At 50.9% G+C, this 16,408-nt stretch carries 18 protein-coding genes and 1 pseudogene; 9 read left to right on the forward strand and 10 right to left on the reverse strand.

What is annotated here, in order from left to right:
* Nucleotides 1-374 precede the first annotated feature (374 nt).
* Nucleotides 375-560 (forward strand): hypothetical protein, encoded by a 186-nt coding sequence (locus AC0QH1_RS25350; RefSeq protein ID WP_324634211.1) that lies wholly within the window; start codon nucleotides 375-377, stop codon nucleotides 558-560.
* 91 nt (nucleotides 561-651) lie between these two features.
* Here the strand turns inward: AC0QH1_RS25350 and thyD are convergent, their stop codons facing one another.
* From thyD to AC0QH1_RS25370, 4 genes are all read right to left on the reverse strand, one after another.
* A complete protein-coding gene (gene thyD, locus AC0QH1_RS25355; protein WP_324634212.1) occupies nucleotides 652-1,581 on the reverse strand; it encodes a thylakoid membrane protein ThyD in 930 nt (309 codons plus the stop codon).
* A gap of 285 nt (nucleotides 1,582-1,866) precedes the next feature.
* Nucleotides 1,867-2,439, reverse strand: coding sequence for an SH3 domain-containing protein (locus AC0QH1_RS25360; RefSeq protein WP_324634213.1), 573 nt, complete (start codon nucleotides 2,437-2,439; stop codon nucleotides 1,867-1,869).
* Between the two features lie 226 nt (nucleotides 2,440-2,665).
* Nucleotides 2,666-3,217 carry a hypothetical protein gene (locus tag AC0QH1_RS25365; RefSeq protein ID WP_324634214.1) on the reverse strand — a complete coding sequence of 184 codons (552 nt, stop codon included), beginning with the start codon at nucleotides 3,215-3,217 and terminating at the stop codon, nucleotides 2,666-2,668.
* Between the two features lie 53 nt (nucleotides 3,218-3,270).
* The gene (locus tag AC0QH1_RS25370; RefSeq protein WP_324634215.1) at nucleotides 3,271-3,771 is read right to left on the reverse strand and encodes a hypothetical protein; all 501 of its coding nucleotides are present in this window, start codon (nucleotides 3,769-3,771) and stop codon (nucleotides 3,271-3,273) included.
* A gap of 37 nt (nucleotides 3,772-3,808) precedes the next feature.
* Between AC0QH1_RS25370 and AC0QH1_RS25375 the strand changes: the two genes are divergently transcribed.
* Complete coding sequence (locus tag AC0QH1_RS25375) at nucleotides 3,809-4,081, forward strand: hypothetical protein (protein WP_324634216.1); 273 nt, start codon at nucleotides 3,809-3,811, stop codon at nucleotides 4,079-4,081.
* A gap of 64 nt (nucleotides 4,082-4,145) precedes the next feature.
* Here AC0QH1_RS25375 and AC0QH1_RS25380 read toward each other — a convergent pair whose 3' ends face one another.
* From AC0QH1_RS25380 to AC0QH1_RS25390, 3 genes and pseudogenes are all read right to left on the reverse strand, one after another.
* On the reverse strand, nucleotides 4,146-5,183 hold the full coding sequence (locus AC0QH1_RS25380) for a rhodanese-like domain-containing protein (RefSeq protein ID WP_324634217.1): 1,038 nt from the start codon (nucleotides 5,181-5,183) through the stop codon (nucleotides 4,146-4,148).
* Nucleotides 5,184-5,257: 74 nt separating this feature from the next.
* Nucleotides 5,258-5,539, reverse strand: a pseudogene (locus tag AC0QH1_RS25385) (MBL fold metallo-hydrolase); the annotation flags it as partial.
* Nucleotides 5,540-5,816: 277 nt separating this feature from the next.
* Entirely contained in the window at nucleotides 5,817-6,434 is a 618-nt protein-coding gene (locus AC0QH1_RS25390; protein WP_324634219.1) for an HPF/RaiA family ribosome-associated protein, read from the reverse strand.
* 110 nt (nucleotides 6,435-6,544) lie between these two features.
* Between AC0QH1_RS25390 and AC0QH1_RS25395 the strand changes: the two genes are divergently transcribed.
* Nucleotides 6,545-6,739 carry a hypothetical protein gene (locus tag AC0QH1_RS25395; RefSeq protein ID WP_324634220.1) on the forward strand — a complete coding sequence of 65 codons (195 nt, stop codon included), beginning with the start codon at nucleotides 6,545-6,547 and terminating at the stop codon, nucleotides 6,737-6,739.
* A gap of 61 nt (nucleotides 6,740-6,800) precedes the next feature.
* Here the strand turns inward: AC0QH1_RS25395 and AC0QH1_RS25400 are convergent, their stop codons facing one another.
* Nucleotides 6,801-7,253 (reverse strand): protein tyrosine phosphatase family protein, encoded by a 453-nt coding sequence (locus tag AC0QH1_RS25400; protein WP_324634221.1) that lies wholly within the window; start codon nucleotides 7,251-7,253, stop codon nucleotides 6,801-6,803.
* Nucleotides 7,254-7,749: 496 nt separating this feature from the next.
* On the opposite strand from AC0QH1_RS25400, the gene AC0QH1_RS25405 reads away from it, so the two are divergent.
* The 3 genes from AC0QH1_RS25405 (at nucleotide 7,750) to AC0QH1_RS25415 (ending at nucleotide 11,745) form a co-directional block, all read left to right on the forward strand.
* Nucleotides 7,750-8,832 carry a class I fructose-bisphosphate aldolase gene (locus AC0QH1_RS25405; protein ID WP_324634222.1) on the forward strand — a complete coding sequence of 361 codons (1,083 nt, stop codon included), beginning with the start codon at nucleotides 7,750-7,752 and terminating at the stop codon, nucleotides 8,830-8,832.
* A 79-nt stretch (nucleotides 8,833-8,911) separates the two neighbouring features.
* Nucleotides 8,912-10,087 (forward strand): pyridoxal phosphate-dependent aminotransferase, encoded by a 1,176-nt coding sequence (locus tag AC0QH1_RS25410; RefSeq protein WP_324634223.1) that lies wholly within the window; start codon nucleotides 8,912-8,914, stop codon nucleotides 10,085-10,087.
* Nucleotides 10,088-10,278: 191 nt separating this feature from the next.
* Nucleotides 10,279-11,745, forward strand: a complete 1,467-nt coding sequence (locus tag AC0QH1_RS25415) for a class I SAM-dependent methyltransferase (RefSeq protein ID WP_324634224.1) — start codon at nucleotides 10,279-10,281, stop codon at nucleotides 11,743-11,745.
* A gap of 108 nt (nucleotides 11,746-11,853) precedes the next feature.
* Here AC0QH1_RS25415 and AC0QH1_RS25420 read toward each other — a convergent pair whose 3' ends face one another.
* Both AC0QH1_RS25420 and AC0QH1_RS25425 read right to left on the reverse strand, forming a co-directional pair.
* Complete coding sequence (locus AC0QH1_RS25420) at nucleotides 11,854-12,288, reverse strand: type II toxin-antitoxin system VapC family toxin (protein WP_324634225.1); 435 nt, start codon at nucleotides 12,286-12,288, stop codon at nucleotides 11,854-11,856.
* 2 nt (nucleotides 12,289-12,290) lie between these two features.
* Nucleotides 12,291-12,668 (reverse strand): type II toxin-antitoxin system HicB family antitoxin, encoded by a 378-nt coding sequence (locus AC0QH1_RS25425; protein ID WP_324634226.1) that lies wholly within the window; start codon nucleotides 12,666-12,668, stop codon nucleotides 12,291-12,293.
* A 397-nt stretch (nucleotides 12,669-13,065) separates the two neighbouring features.
* Between AC0QH1_RS25425 and argF the strand changes: the two genes are divergently transcribed.
* The 3 genes from argF (at nucleotide 13,066) to AC0QH1_RS25440 (ending at nucleotide 16,380) form a co-directional block, all read left to right on the forward strand.
* On the forward strand, nucleotides 13,066-13,986 hold the full coding sequence (gene argF, locus AC0QH1_RS25430; protein ID WP_324634227.1) for an ornithine carbamoyltransferase: 921 nt from the start codon (nucleotides 13,066-13,068) through the stop codon (nucleotides 13,984-13,986).
* A gap of 89 nt (nucleotides 13,987-14,075) precedes the next feature.
* On the forward strand, nucleotides 14,076-15,893 hold the full coding sequence (locus tag AC0QH1_RS25435; protein WP_324634229.1) for a sodium:solute symporter family protein: 1,818 nt from the start codon (nucleotides 14,076-14,078) through the stop codon (nucleotides 15,891-15,893).
* Nucleotides 15,894-16,131: 238 nt separating this feature from the next.
* Nucleotides 16,132-16,380 (forward strand): hypothetical protein, encoded by a 249-nt coding sequence (locus AC0QH1_RS25440; RefSeq protein WP_324634230.1) that lies wholly within the window; start codon nucleotides 16,132-16,134, stop codon nucleotides 16,378-16,380.
* Nucleotides 16,381-16,408 lie beyond the last annotated feature (28 nt).

The raw sequence follows: 16,408 nt of genomic DNA on the forward strand, positions 1-16,408 counted from the left end.
CTGGTCTTCTGGTCAGGTGAGCTTGGGAAAATAAAGTCTTACCAAGCCCCTCCCTTTAGGGATGGGGTTCCTGACGGATGCCCTTTCCTTGTCCACCACAGGATATCCCTACAGGTGTAGCACAAATTTTCTGCCGCTGAGGGGTCTTTCCCCTACTGTGCCCCTATACCACATCGGCTTTATTTTGTCAATACTTTTTTGAGAGAAAGACAAGAAATGTTCCAACCGTTTACATTTCGTTAGATTTCTTTAACTAAGTTCATTTAATTTTCGGAAAAACAGTGATAAGATTTTATGAACACAGCAATAAGCGACTCGGATACGCTTGTTGTTCTAGAACTCTTTTAAATCAACCACTGGAGGACAAAGCTATTATGGATAACGTTACTGTCAAACCCGAAACCCGCAATCACAAAGGATTCTTCGTTCAGGAAGCTTCTTATAAGCTGATGGGCATCGATCGCTCCGGCTGGGCGTTGATTTGCGTGGAAAATTCCTGCCAATATGTAGATCCGGACAATCTAGAATCGGCTCCCGATGTGGAAGACGCCCTAGATTAATTTAAAGTTAACACAACTTAACATTCAACCAGCAAAAATTTAGCTTGGGCGGCTGTCCTGACTTCAGGTACAGCCACATTTTTTTTCTACCCTAACCTTGGGCATTTACCACTTGTTCTAGGGCGGGTTTAATCGTGGGATATTGATAGTCAAAGCCGAACTCTTGGGTGCGCTTCGGCAACACTTGCTGCCCTTCTAGCACCAGCTTTGCCGCATCTCCCAACAACATTTGCAGGGCAAAATCGGGCACCGGCAACCAGGAGGGACGGTGCATCACCTGGGCGAGGGTGTCGCACAGTTGGTTCATGCGAACCGGATTCGGGGCGGTACCGTTTATCGTGCCTTCGATCGCCGGATTTTGCAAGGCAAAGAGCATCAGATCGGTTAAATCCTCCCGGTGAATCCAAGAAAACCACTGTTTGCCATTGCCCAACGGTCCGCCGGCAAACAAGCGAAACGGGGTGAGCATTTTGGCGATCGCCCCCCCATTCCCGATAACGATTCCCGTGCGAACGATCGTCAATCGCGTACCGGTTTGCGTCACCTGTTGCGCTTGCGCTTCCCATTCCCGACACACTTGTGCCAGAAAATCATCCCCCGGCGGCGCGGTTTCGTCAAAAGTTGCCGTTTCGCTAGTGCCGTAATATCCAATCGCCGAAGAATTCACCAATACCGACGGTTTCGGATTGGCAGCCGCGATCGCTTCGACAATTTTGCGCGTCCCGATTTTGCGACTGTCGATGATTTCGCGCTTGCGTTCCTCACTCCAGCGTTCGTCCGCGAGGGGGGCACCGGCTAAATTCACCACCCCATCACAACCGCTAATCGCATTTTGCCACTCCCCCGATTCCTTGGGCGTATAGGCGACAATTTCTACCGTTGGGAAAGCAGAATCGGGAAAAACTCGCCGCGCTTTCGTTGCGTTGCGCGTCAGTACCAGCACCTGATGACCCTCTTGATGGGCTTTTTCCACCAAGCGAGTGCCCACAAATCCCGTAGCACCCGTAATCGCAATTTTCATCTTCGACTTTCCCCTGCAGGTTGACTCATTCTGCCCTATTTTATCCCCATTTTCCACCAGAATCATAGAAATAAACCGCAGTCCCACGGCATTGCCGTGGGATCGCAGGAGACAGATGCGGTGGAATTAAGAATTTATCGGGGACAATTGAGAACGTGGTTCATTTCTAAGCAGTCATGCAAAATAAATTGCACATCCATTTTTGAGGTTGTAAGCTGGGCTAACAGCCGATTGGCTTCTAGATAAATCTCTAGCGGTGGGGAGCAATGCCCACCCTACGCTACTTTAATAAGTCTCGCAATAGTTCAGATATTCTCCAGCGACATAACCATCCACAGGCGCGTCAACTTCCACCCAACCGTCGCTTCCGCGACCTTCAATTTCCACTTGTTGGCTATTGGATAATGTGGTTACTACATCACTTCCAACTGAGGGACGTTGGCGAACGTTTAAACCGCCATAGGCATCAACTTCGCGACAGCCTCCACTGGCGATCGGGCCGGGTTCGGGAGCCGATGCGCTACAGTAACTCAGAAACTTCGCCGCTACATAACCGTTCATGGGAGAATCAATTTGCACCCAGTCTCCACTCGCAGTGGTGGGATTGGCCAGGGAAACGGTTTCGTTCTCTTCTAAACCGCCAATGACACGACCCCAGGGACGAGCGCGGACATTCAAACCTGAATTTGAATCCACTTCTCGACAACTGGTGGCTTGTGCGACTTGAAATTCTCCTCTATTGGAAGAAACCCTATCAGTTGGGTTAGCTATAGAAGCAGGAGCGATCGCGGTGGCGGCTAAAGAGAAAGCCGCAGTCAATCCTAAAGTTTTTTTCAAGTTATTAATAAAGGTTTTCATAAGGGAAACCTCCCTTTCTGACTTCTAATCTCATATTTGCAGATATTATGCAAACTGCCATCCATCGATAGTGATAAACCTTAATATATTCTTTAGATTACTATTTTCTCAAAGAATTTTACCTCGGCAAAAACTGCCAGTCTGGGAGGGAGTGAGGTGGGAAGTTACCCACCTCTGTTGCGCCTTGCACGGCTTGTTCCGGGAACAGTGCGCCATCAATCCAGGGTTAAGAATTTTCCGTAGCGGGGTAAACTCTCCACTCTTGAATGCCGCGATCGCGCAAAATCGATTCCGCGCGAGCGATTTGCTCGTCAGTGCCATCAATTCGCACAATCGATTGCCCTTGGGAAACCCGAGCATTGTACGCTTTCGTATCCTTTTGCGTCAGTTGGTCTCCCGCCACAGTGCCGATAATCATACCGCCGAGAGTGCCGTAAAAACTTCCCGCACCGGTCATTCCCAGCACCGTCATCAGGGGACTGGTGACGGAAATGGCATCTAATCCGGTTAAAATTAACATCGTCATCCCGGTGAGCAAGCCGGCAAAACCGCCCAAACCGGCACCCATCAGCGCGCCTTTGCCCAAACTTTCTACCGTGCGATGCTCGAGAAACTCGCTACTCGGGCTAAACATTTCCGTATCGGAAAGGTTATCTTTTGTGGCAACAACCACCCGATCCATTGGAAAGCCGGAATTTTTCAGCGCTTCGATCGCCGCTTCTCGTCTTTCGGGATTTTCAAATGCTCCCATTGCCCGTTTGTGTAGTTCTAAAGCCATGATTTTATTCTCCTAAATTATTACGATTTGCGCGACAAAAAGCAGGTTTTTCTTCATCCACTCAGCCCGATCGCCCGTAAAATTTCATTAGCGCGGGTACTGGCAAGTCCCTCAGTTCGTTCGGGAATTTCATCAAAATCGCCGCGCAACGCTTTTAAGGCAAAAATTTCGCAATCGATTTCATCGCGAGTCCGAACTCCGAGACGGCGAATTACGAACAGGGGCGGACACCATCCCTGCACCGCATGTTGAAACAAAAAGGGCAGGACAATTGCTGGCAGCCACAGCCAATTTTGATTCACAAAAGCGCCGAGAAGCACGCCAGTGAAGGCGAGCACTGAGGCGTTTGCTTCCAGCACTCGTTCCGTATCCCATTCTCGCTCTAACTCGGCAATGCGATCGCCGATAGTGGAGTTTGAGTTTTCCGCATACTGGCGCACTCTGTCCGCCATTTCGCGGTCGATTTTGGCATTCACTTCTTCCGCCGTATTCTGCCGAACTCGACTGGCATTATCTACAGGGTTCGTTGTGGTGTTTAGGGTTTCAGTATCCATCAGTTCATTCCTCTTTCAGTCAACGTTAAATTAGCTGTTGAAAAATCTTGCAAATCGAGATATAATATCGGCAGGTTTACCCACTGCTGCCACGGCGAACCTTTCCGGTTGCTCTGGAGTTGGATTTGCAGGTTTTACCCCATCGTCCAGGGTGAGTGGAGACCGGGTAGATGGGCGATCGCGCCTATGGGTAATCGTCGGGAGTTGTCAAACCGCAGCAAAAATTGCGGCAGATGGAACCTGCCAGAAAATTATTTGGGTTTGCCGTTTAATTGTAGACCATTTTGTGTTAAAATATACTCTACCTTGAGGGGGAAATAAAATAGGATGGGCATGGCCCACCCTACCCCTAGGTCTATCCGGTAAAATTGAGCCTAATTGGCCGATCGCTGCACGGGGAGATTCGCCGCTTGCCATGCTTTCCAGGAACCGGGGATATTAATGACGCGCTCGAAGCCATGTTTTTGCAGGAGACTGGCGGCAATTGAAGCGCGATAGCCACTCCCGCAATAGGTTGCGATCGCCTGATTTTTATCCAACTCATCCAGATGTTCTTCCAAGTGCGGGGTGAAAATATGTTTCGCCCCTGGAACTGCTCCGCTTTCGTATTCTCCATCGCTTCGCACGTCCAGTACCGTGAGATGGGCATCTTCCTTATGGGCATCCAGGTCGCGCACGGTCCATTCATCCAAGTGAGCCAAGGGCAAACCAGCATTTTGCCAGCTTTGCATTCCCTCGTGCAGATACCCCACCAGATTGTCGTAACCCAAGCGGAACAACTGTGCCGTGACCAGGGGTAAATCCCGCTCGCTGTCTACCACCAGCACAATGCGTTTTTCCGGGTCTACCATCCAACCCACCCAGTTGGGAAATGCCGGACGCAGGGCAATATTCACCGCACCGGGAATATGTCCGCCGCCGAAAGCGAGAATCGATCGCGTATCGATGAGGATGGTATTTTCATCGGGCATCATCCCCCGAACTTCTTCCGGGGAGAGGGGTTGCACCGTGGGCAAGCATCCTTTCACCGGCGCGCCTTTTGCGTTGACTTTTTTCAGGCGGAAGTAATGGGTGGGGGCTTCCGGCATATCCGCAAGCAGCCATTGGATAAACTCTGCTTCGCTGCGCTCTTGCAGCGCCTCGTTAAACAGACGTTCGTTACCGATCGTACTGTGGCGGCGATCGCCAATCGACTTGCCACAAGAGGAACCCGCACCGTGACAGGGATACAGTTCCACGCGATCGCCCAAGGGCACCAGTTTCTCGAATAACGAGCGATACAAGGCACCGGCTTGCTCTTGTTCCGTCCCCGTCCCCGACAGATCCGGTCGCCCCACATCCAAATTAAACAAAGTATCTCCGGTGAAGACGGCAAACGGTTCTTTGCCTTGTTTGGAATCGTAAAGCAGCAAACTGATATGTTCCGGACTGTGGGTGTATGTATCGCTTTCAGGGTCACGCTGCCGAGTTGCAATTCATCTCCCTCGCGCAATTGCTCTAAATCAAACTGATAATCCTCGCTTTTCCCGCCGTAAATCTTTGCCCCGGTGCGCGCTTGCAGTTCGTGGGAACCGGACACGAAATCGGCATGAATGTGGCTCTCGATGATGTGAGTAATTCGCACCTGACGCGATCGCGCCATTTGCAAATAAATATCCACATCCCGACGCGGATCGATAACCGCTACCGCACCGGCTTTGTCATCTCCCACCATGTAAGATAAGTGAGCTAATCCTTCAACGTTGATTTGCTCTAAGACTAAAGCCATTTGAATTCCTCCTGGAAAAATTTAGTAACCACATACAATCCCCCCTAGCTATAGTAAGATGAGCAAATATTTGCCCACCCTACCAGTGCGGGCATGATATTACATTGGGTGAGTGGCTTTTTAACCATGTCTCCTCGCCCGCCGATCTGTGTGGCATCAGAACCGCCCTCCCCGGGAAAAAGCGCTTAAAATGGTGCGCGATCGGGGAAAGGGCGATAATTTCCCCTATCCTTTCTTCTTACCCCTTCAAAGCAAGGAATTGACGGGTAAGATGTTTCTACCAACCCGCAGGGGTTTCGATGTCAGATTTTTGCTCTTTTGGCACTGCAGCACCGGGTTTGTTGACCAGATGTACCTTTGTTGCTTGCGGGCCGCTCATGCCTTCTTCTTCCGTAAATTGTACCCCCGCGCCTTCTTTCAGTTCGTCGAATTTGTCATTGAGGACGCTATTGCGGTGGAAGTAGATTTCGCGACCCGTTTGACTGCTGCGGATAAACCCGTATCCCGCTTCGGGGAAGAGTTGAGTGACGATCGCGATATTTTCCTGTTCTGGATGATACTTCACCTCATTGCGTTGTCGTTCGTTGAGTTCGATGAGTTGCTTGCGTGCTGCTTCAAATGCACTGCGAATCACCGTGCTTAAGTCATCATATTGATTGCCCTCCCCGGGATTGCGAACCACCGCCAATTCGTGATTGGGCGGTACCCTAATATCGAAGCGGACCCGATAGGGAGAACCGCTGTTGGGGTGTTCGTGTGCCTTTTCGATAGCAACTCGGCAACTACTAATGTGGTCGCAGAATTTTTCCAGTTTGGCAATCTTTTCGTGAATTAAGTTATCTATAGCCTCTGTTTTATCTACGTTGCGATAGGTAATTTCTGCTGGTACTTTCATACTCGCTCCCGTCTTTCAATCGACTTCTATTAAGTTGCTAACCTCTCGGTAAATCAGAGGTTATCATAGGTTTATGGTAGCGAGGCGATCGCCCTTTTGCGTTCTATCGAATGACAGAACTTCGGAACGGGATCGACTTGAGGAGCGCGAGACAGAAGTTTACCGCATCCCTGCTGAAGCTGCAATCTATGGGAAACATGCAGCGATCGCTTGCCCAGGGCACTACGGAAACATCGGCAACGAGTTTGAGGCTCGGGTCAGGTCAAACTCCCGGAATTGGCGTCAACTTTAGGGCGCGTTCTTGAGGCTTTAGAGTGGGCAATCGGCGTGTAACATTTTCCTACTTTAACCTCATAGAAGCCTAAATTAACTGGTTTTTGCATGAGTAGAAACGTAGGTTTTGAAAAACTCTTTCATTTGCGGTTTACCCTCGCAATCCAATCCCATTTCTTTGCCTTTTTGCATGGCATCTTCTGGGGACATGCCTTCATGGATAGCCACATTCATCAGGGCCATCATGCCCGATCGCAGACCGCTTTTGCAGTGGATTAAAGTAGGTTTGGGCAAAGCATCAATTTGCTGCATGACGCGATCGGCCAGTTCTTCATTCAGTTGGTCTGGTTTCACGGGAAGATTCACATATTCCAGTCCCCGGATATCTGCCTGAGACCCTTCATAGCGGATAAAGCCTTGTTCTCCTGGATCGCGCAGGTTCATTACCGACTTATATCCCGACTGCGCCGCTTCCTGCAAGTCTTCTGGGGTTAAGGGTGTCATCGCAATGGCGATTTTGTCGTTAATTTTTTTTACGTTTTGCATGGGATTCTCCTGGGGTAAATTGTCGAGTTTGCCAAACCAGAGATAGAGCGCAAAACTTAGCGCCAAATATGGCAGGCTTGGGTTATAGAAATTGAGGGAACCGATGCGGGAGGTTTTCCTGTGGTTCTGGTCAGTTTTGGCCATTAAACTGAAGCCAAGTTATCCGGATTGGGACAGAACTGGCTAGAGGAAGCCAAGTCAGAGGCAACGCTTAAGCTTGTCTGGTTATTAATATAATTCAAGAGAGGCAGAGTCTCAATCCTCCTAAAGATAGATTGATGAGGACTTGCCATCTGGAGCCAGGGAGAAATTTTAACAAAAACTTAACCCGAGGGAGCGATCGCGCCTGGATGGGGGCGCAGAGAAGATGTCCACCGAGGAAACGGCGACGCGGGAGACGAGAAATCTATCTTTCGACGGTGGGAGGGGAAACACTGGTTCGATATGCTACTAAACAAGCGCGAAGCTGATGAAAACATTGTGAGGCTAGCTACTTATGACTGCAACCGTATCTGCCCCGAACAACATCGAATCATATTTAGGGAACGAAGCGGAAGATCTGCTCACCTATAAAGCCAAAGTGCCCAAAGAGAGACTGCACCTGCCCGGATCCGACTTAGTAGAGCGGATTTGGGCGCACAGCGATCGCTCCCCCCAAGTGTTGCGATCGCTGCAGCAACTCTATAGCCACGGGAGACTCGCCAACAGCGGGTATCTGTCCATCTTGCCCGTAGACCAAGGCATCGAACACTCCGCCGGTGCATCCTTTGCCCCCAACCCCCTGTACTTCGATCCCGAAAACATTATTAAACTCGCCATTGCCGGCGAGTGCAACGCCGTAGCCACCACTTTAGGCGTCCTCGGCAGCATTTCGCGCAAATACGCCTACAAAATCCCCTTCATCGTCAAACTCAACCATAACGAACTGCTCAGCGTTCCCAACAGCTACGACCAAATCATGTTCGGGCAAGTCGAGCAAGGGTGGAACCTCGGCGCAGTAGCCGTTGGCGCAACCATTTACTTCGGCTCTTCCGAGTCCCCCCGCCAAATTCAAGAAGTCAGCCAAGCCTTTGCCCGCGCCCACGAATTGGGCATGGCCACCATTCTCTGGTGCTACCTTCGCAATAGCGCCTTCAAGCAAGACAAAGATTATCACGTCGCCGCCGACTTAACCGGCCAAGCCAATCACCTCGGCGTTACCCTAGAAGCGGATATCATCAAGCAAAAACTGCCCGAATGCAACAAAGGCTATGGTGCGGTTTCCGACGCCCTGGGCAAAAAATACGGACGCACCCACGATTTGGTTTATAGCGAATTAACCTCCGAACACCCCATCGACCTAACCCGCTATCAAGTGCTTAACTGCTACGCCGGGCGCGCCGGATTGATTAACTCCGGGGGTAGTTCTGGCAAAAACGACTTTGCCGAAGCCGTGCGGACCGCCGTAATTAACAAACGCGCCGGGGGAACCGGATTGATTTCCGGTCGCAAGACCTTCCAACGGCCCTTTGAAGAAGGGGTCAAGCTCTTTCATACCATCCAGGACGTTTACTTATCCCCCGATGTCACCATCGCTTGACAAAAAATCTTGTGTTGCGACGCCCTAGTAGGATAATTTCGATCTGAAACATATCCGTAGTTTGGGCGAGGCAGGACGCATGAAGCTGGCAGCACGAATCGGGCAGGTAACACCCTCTTTGACCTTGGCAATTTCCGCCAAAGCCAAAGCGATGAAAGCCGACGGCGTAGATGTTTGTAGTTTTAGTGCGGGAGAACCGGATTTCGACACTCCCGCCCACATTAAAGACGCGGCGCAAAAAGCACTAGAAGCCGGGAAGACGAAATACGGACCGGCGGCGGGAGAGCCAAAATTGCGCGCTAGCATCGCCAATAAACTGAAAGCCGACAACGGGCTAGACTGCGCGCCGGAAAATATTATCGTCACCAACGGGGGGAAGCATTCCCTTTTCAATCTGATGGTGGCTTTGCTCGACCCGGGGGATGAAGTCATCATCCCCGCCCCCTACTGGGTCAGCTATCCGGAAATGGTCAAGCTAGCCGGTGCGGTGCCGGTCATCGTCTCCACCACGATGGAAAACGGTTATAAAATCACCCCGGAACAGCTCAAGGGCGCTTGTACGACAAAAACCAAGCTGTTCGTGCTTAATTCTCCCTCGAATCCCACCGGGATGGTTTATACCCCGGAGGAGATTCGCGCCCTGGCGCAGGTGGTGGTGGAAAAAGACATTTATGTGGTGTCGGACGAAATTTATGAAAAAATTCTTTACGATGGGGCGCAGCATTTGAGTATCGGTGCGGTTTCACCGGAAGCGTTTCAACGCACTATCGTTAGCAATGGGTTTGCTAAGGCGTATTCGATGACGGGGTGGCGAATCGGCTATTTGGCTGCAGACGCTCAATTGATTAAGGCAACTACCACGATTCAAAGTCACAGTACGTCGAATGTCTGTACGTTTGCTCAGTATGGGGCGATCGCCGCGTTGGCATCTTCCCAAGCTTGCGTGGAAGAAATGCGCCAAGCGTTTGCCATGCGTCGCAAATACATCCTAGACCGTCTCCAGGCAATGCCGGGACTCACTTGCCCGCAACCGCAAGGTGCGTTTTACGTGTTTCCCAATATCAGCCAGACGGGGATGAAATCGATGGAGTTGTGCAATCTGTTGCTAGAATCGTACAAAGTGGCGGCGATTCCCGGCGTGGCGTTCGGCGATGATGAGTGCATTCGCTTGTCTTATGCCACGGATCTGCCGACGATTGAGAAGGGAATGGATCGATTGGAGCAGTTTTTGCGCGATCGCCTCTCTGGAAGTTGACGCGATCGGCGAACCCTCACCCAATCCCCCCCGGGGCGTATCGCCCGCGCCCCTCGCCTTTGTCACTCACCCGGTTGACTCGGGAAATTGCCCCGGGGGTTCAAAACCTCCAGAGAGAAAAACCGGGTTTGAGCGACAAAGGTGGGGTTTTGTAGTGGAGAAACTCACAATAGGGGGAGAAAGTCGCGCAAATGGTTTTTATTCCGGAACAAGCAAGAAGAGAGTCTGATATTCTGGCACAGCAGGGCAATGCGGAGGCGATCGCCCGCTATGAGGACAAGATTAAAGCCAACCCCACCGAACCAACGAATTATTGGCATCTGGGATGGGCACTGCTGTGTCAGGGAGAAAAATTGCAGGCGACAAAATGCTGGGAAACGGCGATCGCCCTCACCCATCCCGCCGCAGGCCCTCTCCACAGCCCTGACGCGATCGCTGCCCTGGAAACTGAAGCCTTGCGCTGGGAAAACCTGCCCGATTATCCCACGGCTTTTATCATCCGTCAAGCCCTCCGAGAACTCGCACCGCAGAATTTGAACAATCTGCTGGGGTTGGTTTCCTTGTCCCTGGAACTCGACCCCCACTCCCTACAGCTCAAGCGAGATTTGCTCCACCTGTGCCAACTTCTAAGCGGCGAAAACCGCAACCCGGACCTGGATATCCATCGCCTCGCCCATGTTCTCGAAAAATTATTTTTCGTTCATCCATTACAGGAGTTTATCGACATCTGCATAGAACGGGAACTCCTGCAAAACCACCCCCAAGAAGCCTGGTTTAAAAGTACCCTGGGAACGTACTACAATAATTTGGGCGCGCAGCTTTATCAACAAAAAGCATTCGAGGCGGCGGTCAGTTATTTTAAAAAATCCCAACACCTGAAATCGGGAATCGTCGAGTCTCTCGAACTGGCCAAATACAGTTATAACATCGGTAGAGCTTTGATGGGGCAAAGAAAATTTGAGGAAGCGTTACCCTATTTGGAGGAATCTCACAACCTCAATCCTAACTTAGACCCCCAGGGCTATCAGCTTTTTAAGGCTCGCTATGAAATCAAAAACATCCAAAAAGGATATGAATTTACCACCGATTGGTTTAGCGTTAACATCGGCTTTTTAACGAAATGCTTGAGTCATTTAGTGGGCGCGCCGCACATTCAAGGCTTAGAAATTGGAAGCTGGGAAGGGCGTTCTACTTGTTGGTTTTTAGAACGAATTCTCACTCACGAAACGGCGAGAATTACCTGTATCGATACCTTTCAAGGAAGCGTGGAACATCAGGGGTGGTATGAAACGACGTTTCTCGATCGCGTAGAGGAACGCTTCGACAAAAATATTGCCGTGACGGGGACCGCACAGAAGGTGAAAAAATGCGTCGGGTCTTCCCAGGAGGTGTTGCGATCGCTTCCCCCGAACTGTTACGATTTTCTTTATATCGATGGCTCTCATCTTGCCTGTGACGTACTCGCCGACGCTATTCTCGGCTGGGGGCTACTCAAAATCGGGGGAATCCTGATTTTTGATGATTATGATTTTACCTTCACCAACCGCCCTAACGACGCCACCAAAATCGGCATTGATGGGTTTCTCGCATCTTATCACCACAAGTACAAAATGATTTACAAGGAAAATCGTGTTGTGGTACAAAAAATTGCGTCCTAAACTTCAGGTTTTTTTCGTTTTGGCTTGCAATTTGTTGTTGGATTATCTTGTACCGACCGATCGCCCACCCGCCCTGTATAACTCCTAACCCCCCGATCGCTTTTTCTTCTATGGCGCGATCGTCCAGTCTTCGAACCTCAGATCCGGCACTCGTTCGAAGTCTCGGCGATTGCGCGTGACCAAAATCCCATGATTGGCGATCGCGATCGCGGCAATTTTTAAATCTTGCCTGCCAATCCGGATTTTTTGACCCACCCATTCCGCGTACCTTGTGGCAGCTTCCTCGTCAAAATCCAGCACCTCGATGCTGTTAAAATACTCCACTCCCTGTCGCAATCCTTTGTACGCCCAAATCAGGCGATCGGATTGCTTGGATTGGGAAGAATTCGAGATTGCCTTTAGCCATCCCCGCATTTGTTCTTCTACCGTAACAATTGTTACAGCAATTTCCTCTGGATTGACTTGACTCACCCGTTGCGTCACCATCGGATGGCGACGTTGAAAAAGCGAGACACAATCCGTATCCAGTACCCACAGAGTCACCCTTACACTTCCTCCATCTGTAGGTTCTCAAATTCTTCTTCCATTTCCGCATCGATTTCGTTGCGGTAAGCGGCAATTTCTTCTAGCACTTCATCAAAGAGTGGATTATCCGCGTACATGCCTGCAAACTTCATCCAAGGATGTTCCCCGTTGGCCGGCATAATTTCTAACGAGTACATCTCGCTGTTATCCAGGCGATCGCGAATTTCCCCCTGCAACCGTTCCAAAGCTTCTTCTTTCGTTGACCCAGAAGCATGACAATCGGCCCACTCTAAAATCCTTGCCGTAAATTCCCCTTCAGTAACCGATTTAATTGCCACCGTTAATTGAATTGGCGTGGGATTATTTTCCGATAAATCTCGTACTTTTATATGCATCATTCTCTCCAATTATTCTTTTTTGTTACCCCAGTGTCATACTCAGTCATTTGAGGTATAGTTTCCCGCACTGCGACTATTCATCTCTCAATTGTAGCGTTTTTTCGACGTTTTTCAAGCCAGACTTGCGAGGGGGAAAAATTGCACTGGAGGGGCAGCAAGTATTGTCAATCTGTGATGTAGGAATTAACAACAGTGGAGGAATGGCAGCGGTGGGCGATCGCCCCTCACGGTGGTTCCCTTGTCAGAGATTTTCCACAGGACGCATCGCCAACAGAAATCCCACAGACGGAATCTGGTAGTGTTTTAGCACAGGCTATGTGGCGGATTTTCCTGGGGTGCAAGTGCCTCAGAGAACTGCCAAACGAGAAAATCCCAATTATTGGAGAAACTCAGGAGTATGGAGGCATTAAAAGGACGAGATTTCCTAAGCGTTACCGATGTAAGCGTCGAGGAACTGCATGGGTTACTGGACTTAGCGGCACAGATGAAAGCCGGCAAAGCGAAGCCTCGGCGAGAAAAAGTGCTCGGGTTGCTATTTTATAAAGCATCCACCCGCACCCGGGTCAGTTTTTCCGTGGCGATGTACCAACTCGGGGGGCAAGTCATCGACCTGAACCCAAACGTCACCCAAGTCAGTCGCGGCGAACCCTTACCGGATACGGCGAGGGTATTAGACCGATATTTAGATGTGCTCGCGGTACGAACCTTTGCCCAAGAGGACTTGCAAAGCTTTGGCGATTATGCCGATATTCCGGTCATCAATGCGTTAAGCGATCGCTTCCATCCCTGCCAAGCCTTAGCCGACTTACTCACGGTTCGCGAATGCTTCGGCACCTTTAACGACATCACCCTGACCTATCTTGGCGATGGCAACAACGTCGCCCACTCCCTGCTACTCGGCTGCGCGATGGTGGGAATGAATATTCGCGTGGCGACCCCAAAACAGTTTGAACCCGCCGCCGATATTGTGGAACAAGCCAATAAAATCGCTGCCGGAAAAAGCGAAGTCCGCCTCACCGACGACCCGATTGCTGCCGTGAAAGGGTCCGATGTCCTCTATACCGATGTTTGGGCGAGTATGGGACAAGAAGAACAAGCCCGAACCCGGATTCCGTTATTTCAGCCCTACCAAGTGAATGAAGATTTGTTAAGCTATGCGGACAGCAACGCCATCGTTTTGCACTGCTTACCAGCACATCGCGGGGAAGAAATTAGCGATGGGGCGATCGAAGGGCATCAATCCCGCGTATGGGATCAAGCAGAAAACCGGATGCACGCCCAAAAAGCCTTATTAGCCAGCGTACTTGGGGCTGATTGAGATTTTCCCCCACCCCAGATCCGGTATTCGCGTAGCCGTTCTCCAGACGGCTACGTTTTCACCTTGGCGATTATTTTTTCACAACTCAAATGCAACTAATTGACTGGTTGATTGTTTTGCTTTACCTCGTAGCCACCATGTGCTTGGGGTTATATCTGTCGCGAAAAGGGTCAAAAAGTTTGGCCGACTTTTTCGTATCCGGGCGATCGCTGCCCTGGTGGTTAGCCGGTACCAGCATGGCAGCCACCACCTTCTCCATCGATACCCCGCTTTACATCACCGGGGTGGTGGGCAACCGAGGAATTGCCGGCAACTGGGAATGGTGGATATTCGGCATCTCCCACTTAATTATGGTCTACATTTTCGCCCGCATGTGGCGACGTTCGGAAGTCATTACCGATGCTCAACTCACCGAATTGCGCTACGGCGGAAACATGGCAGCCATCCTGCGCGGCATCAAAGCCTTTATCTTTGCCGTTCCCATGAACTGCATCGCGATCGGCTATGCCATGCTGGCAATGGTCAAAGTGGTAGAAGCCCTGGGAATTTGGCAGAGTTTCGGCATCGAAGCCACTGACAATACCCTCAAACTCCTCAGCGTAATAGGCGTCAGTATTTTCGTCTTGATTTATGCCGGGTTAGCCGGTTTGTGGGGAGTCGTCGCCACGGATTTCTTTCAATTTTTCCTCGCCTTATTTGGCGCGATCGTGGTGGCATTCTTTGCCATTAATAGCGTCGGCGGCATTCACGAACTGGTCGCCCAAGTCCCCCAAGCGACCGACAAAGATATGCTCTCCTTGTTGCCCCTCACCGTAGGCGGCGAAAACGGGTTAATTACCTTCAGCAAAACCGCCGGCATTACCGCCAGTACCTTTTTTGCCTATGTGGCGATTCAGTGGTGGTCCTGGCGACGCAGCGACGGCGGCGGCGAATTCGTGCAGCGCTTTGCTGCCGCTAAAAACGAAACGGAAGCGGAAAAAGCGGCATGGTTGTTCAATATCATGCACTATGTGGTTCGCACCTGGCCCTGGATCCTGGTTGCCTTGGCCGCACTGGTCCTTTATCCCAATTTAGAAGACCGGGAATTTGGCTATCCGAAACTGATGCTCGACTTCTTGCCCCCCGCATTGTTAGGGGTGGTTGTCGCTTCTCTGGTGGCGGCATTTATGAGTACCGTCTCTACTTCGATTAACTGGGGTGCCTCTTTCGTCACCAATGACCTCTACCTGCGCTTTGTCAAACCCAATGCCAGTCAACCGGAATTGGTGGCGATCGGGCGTCTCTCTTCGGTCATCCTCACCGCCTTGGGTGCCGCTGCTGCCTTTTATGCCCAAGATGTGGCCACCGTCTTTCGTCTGGTGATTGCCATTGGCACCGGTTCGGGCTTGATTTTGATGCTGCGCTGGTTTTGGTGGCGCATCAACGCCGCCGCCGAATTGACTGCTATTATCGGCAGTTTTGTGGTCGGTACCAGTACCAGTCTGATTCCTGCCTTTAAAATTGAAGATTTTGGCTTGCGCTTGATGGCAATTACCGCCACCGTTACCCTGCTGTGGGTGGGAGTGCTGTTCGCCACGGAACCGGAATCCCAAGAAACCCTGGAAGGATTCTATCGCCACGTGCGTCCCGGGGGACCGGGTTGGGCCTATCAACGGGCAGTGACGGGTTTGCCCCCGGCGCAAGATTTGGCGAAAGATTTGCAACGAGTGCTGGCGGCAATTTTCCTGCTGTTTGGCGCATTGTTGGCTACGGGGGGCTTTTTGTTGCTGCAGCAGCGTCTCGCCTGGATCTCCCTGATTGTGGCGGTTATTGGCGGCATGTGGCTGCGGAGGCTCAATAAGTCTCGCGCTTTACCGATGCCCCGCCCGGGATTGGATGATGAGGACTATTCGCATTTTAAGATGTAGGGCCGAGTCGATCGCTTTTTTCTCCAGGGACGCAGCAAATGCTGTGTCCCTACTGGGGGATTCCGATGTAGAATAATTTAATACTCTTGACAGTGCTTGAGGTTTGGTTCGTCGGGGTGAACCACTACCTGAATCGGCGATCGCACGTAATTCTAGGTTACAATCAAACCTCACCCCTATTTTCCATTTTGACCGCACTCGGGAAGCAGGTTTCGCAGTCTCGCCATTCTGAAAAACTATGACTCTGTTTCGTCAGTACATTGCTCCGTTTTTGATTGTTTTAGTGTTTTTGGTGGCACTGCTGGCAGTCAGCGCTCGCATTTTCTTGCCCTCGGATATGATGGCACCAGCGCCTATCTCTGAACCGGTATTGCCTCAAGACGAACAAGCTGCAGTCCCCACACCAGATACGGTGGCGGATCTGCCTCCGTCTTTGTCTGCTTTAGCTTCTCGGCGGGAAGCCCCGCGCTCTACCCGTGCTTGGTGAGCGTCGGGATGAGAGCCAGGGGAAATGG

The sequence above is a fragment of the Phormidium sp. CCY1219 genome (assembly GCF_055795085.1).

Excerpts from the sequence above, each read along its gene's own strand:
- AC0QH1_RS25415 (WP_324634224.1), top strand. The coding sequence starts at position 10,279 with ATGGTTTTTATTCCGGAACAAGCAAGAAGAGAGTCTGATATTCTGGCA.
- AC0QH1_RS25435 (WP_324634229.1), top strand. The coding sequence starts at position 14,076 with ATGCAACTAATTGACTGGTTGATTGTTTTGCTTTACCTCGTAGCCACC.
- AC0QH1_RS25440 (WP_324634230.1), top strand. The coding sequence starts at position 16,132 with ATGACTCTGTTTCGTCAGTACATTGCTCCGTTTTTGATTGTTTTAGTG.
- AC0QH1_RS25390 (WP_324634219.1), bottom strand. The coding sequence starts at position 6,434 with ATGAAAGTACCAGCAGAAATTACCTATCGCAACGTAGATAAAACAGAG.
- AC0QH1_RS25425 (WP_324634226.1), bottom strand. The coding sequence starts at position 12,668 with ATGATGCATATAAAAGTACGAGATTTATCGGAAAATAATCCCACGCCA.
- thyD (WP_324634212.1), bottom strand. The coding sequence starts at position 1,581 with ATGAAAATTGCGATTACGGGTGCTACGGGATTTGTGGGCACTCGCTTG.
- AC0QH1_RS25350 (WP_324634211.1), top strand. The coding sequence starts at position 375 with ATGGATAACGTTACTGTCAAACCCGAAACCCGCAATCACAAAGGATTC.
- AC0QH1_RS25395 (WP_324634220.1), top strand. The coding sequence starts at position 6,545 with ATGACAGAACTTCGGAACGGGATCGACTTGAGGAGCGCGAGACAGAAG.
- AC0QH1_RS25360 (WP_324634213.1), bottom strand. The coding sequence starts at position 2,439 with ATGAAAACCTTTATTAATAACTTGAAAAAAACTTTAGGATTGACTGCG.
- AC0QH1_RS25400 (WP_324634221.1), bottom strand. The coding sequence starts at position 7,253 with ATGCAAAACGTAAAAAAAATTAACGACAAAATCGCCATTGCGATGACA.
- argF (WP_324634227.1), top strand. The coding sequence starts at position 13,066 with ATGGAGGCATTAAAAGGACGAGATTTCCTAAGCGTTACCGATGTAAGC.
- AC0QH1_RS25365 (WP_324634214.1), bottom strand. The coding sequence starts at position 3,217 with ATGGCTTTAGAACTACACAAACGGGCAATGGGAGCATTTGAAAATCCC.
- AC0QH1_RS25405 (WP_324634222.1), top strand. The coding sequence starts at position 7,750 with ATGACTGCAACCGTATCTGCCCCGAACAACATCGAATCATATTTAGGG.
- AC0QH1_RS25370 (WP_324634215.1), bottom strand. The coding sequence starts at position 3,771 with ATGGATACTGAAACCCTAAACACCACAACGAACCCTGTAGATAATGCC.
- AC0QH1_RS25410 (WP_324634223.1), top strand. The coding sequence starts at position 8,912 with ATGAAGCTGGCAGCACGAATCGGGCAGGTAACACCCTCTTTGACCTTG.